The sequence below is a fragment of the Clostridium sp. DSM 17811 genome, assembly GCF_018861905.1.
GTDB classification, from domain to species: domain Bacteria; phylum Bacillota; class Clostridia; order Clostridiales; family Clostridiaceae; genus Clostridium_AD; species Clostridium_AD frigoriphilum.
The window spans coordinates 1-1,908 of record NZ_JAHLDU010000072.1 but is presented as its reverse complement, the minus strand read 5'-3'; the positions used below and the strand labels follow the sequence as shown (position 1 = coordinate 1,908).

1 rRNA gene is annotated in these 1,908 nt (G+C 47.5%); it reads left to right on the top strand.

Going from position 1 to position 1,908, the window contains the following annotated elements:
* Positions 1 to 26: 26 nt before the first annotated feature.
* Positions 27 to 1,908, top strand: a 23S ribosomal RNA gene (locus KPL44_RS24935); the annotation flags it as partial.

Sequence of the window (1,908 nt, the reverse complement as noted above, 5' to 3'; positions counted from 1 at the left end):
CGTCTATGTAAATAGACAGAATCAAAGGTCAAGCTACAAAGGGCGCATGGCGAATGCCTTGGCACTAGGAGCCGAAGAAGGACGCGTTAAGCTGCGATAAGCTTTGGGTAGGCGCAAATAGCCTGTGATCCAAAGATTTCCGAATGGGGGAACCCACATAGTAACAACTATGTACTGCATACTGAATAAATAGGTATGCAGAGGTACACCCGGGGAACTGAAACATCTAAGTACCCGGAGGAAGAGAAAGAAATATCGATTTCCTAAGTAGCGGCGAGCGAAAGGGAATGAGCCCAAACCTAAGTCTTTGACTTAGGGGTTGAGGATAGATCATAAATACTGCAATTCTTTAATTGAAGATAGCTGGAAAGCTGCTCCGCAGAAGGTAATAGGCCTGTAAATGAAAAGGAAGAACAGTCAGATCTAATCCAGAGTACCACGAGACACGTGAAACCTTGTGGGAAGCTGGGAGGACCACCTCCCAAGGCTAAATACTACCTAGTGACCGATAGTGAAGAAGTACCGTGAGGGAAAGGTGAAAAGAACCCCGGAAGGGGAGTGAAATAGAACCTGAAACCGTGTGCCTACAACCGGTCGAAGCACTTTTTATGTGTGACGGCGTGCTTTTTGTAGAACGAGCCAACGAGTTACGATATGTAGCAAGGTTAAGTACTTAAGGTACGGAGCCGAAGGGAAACCGAGTCTGAATAGGGCGTTCTAGTTGCATGTCGTAGACCCGAAACCGGGTGACCTATCCATGGCCAGGATGAAGCGGAAGTAAAATTCCGTGGAGGTCCGAACCACGTTGGTGTTGAAAAACCATGGGATGAGCTGTGGATAGCGGAGAAATTCCAATCGAACTCGGAGATAGCTGGTTCTCCTCGAAATAGCTTTAGGGCTAGCGTCGATTAATTGAGTAATGGAGGTAGAGCACTGAATGGGCTAGGGGCTGACAACAGTTACTGAACCCTATCAAACTCCGAATGCCATATACTTTTATTTCGGCAGTCAGACTGCGAATGATAAGATCCGTAGTCAAAAGGGAAACAGCCCAGACCATCAGCTAAGGTCCCAAAGTGTAAGTTAAGTGGAAAAGGATGTGGGATTTCTAAGACAACTAGGATGTTGGCTCAGAAGCAGCCACTCATTCAAAGAGTGCGTAATAGCTCACTAGTCAAGAGATCCTGCGCCGAAGATGTCCGGGGCTAAAACTTACCACCGAAGCTATGGGTTTACACAATTGTGTAAGCGGTAGAGGAGCTTTCTGTACTGGCTGAAGTCATACCGTAAGGAGTGGTGGACGGTACAGAAGTGAGAATGTTGGCATGAGTAGCGAGAGTTAAGTGAGAATCTTAACGGTCGAAAACCTAAGGTTTCCTGAGGAAGGCTCGTCCTCTCAGGGTTAGTCGGGACCTAAGCCGAGGCCGAAAGGCGTAGGTGATGGACAATCGGTTGATATTCCGATACCACCAATGGACGTTATTAGAAATGGGATGACGCAGGAGGATAAGATGTGCACACTATTGGATGTGTGTCTAAGCATTTAGGCGGAGCAAGCAGGCAAATCCGTTTGCTCTTAACGCTGAGATGTAATGGGGAAGGCAATTTATTGCTGAAGTATCTGATTCCACGCTGCCAAGAAAAGTCTCTATCGAGGATATTGGTGCCCGTACCGCAAACCGACACAGGTAGGTGAGGAGAGAATCCTAAGACCATCGGAAGAATTACTGTTAAGGAACTCGGCAAATTGACCCCGTAACTTCGGGAGAAGGGGTGCCTACGTAAGTAGGTCGCAGAGAATAGGCCCAAGCAACTGTTTAGCAAAAACACAGGTCTCTGCTAAAGCGAAAGCTGATGTATAGGGGCTGACGCCTGCCCGGTGCTGGAAGGTTAAGGGGATTAGTTAGC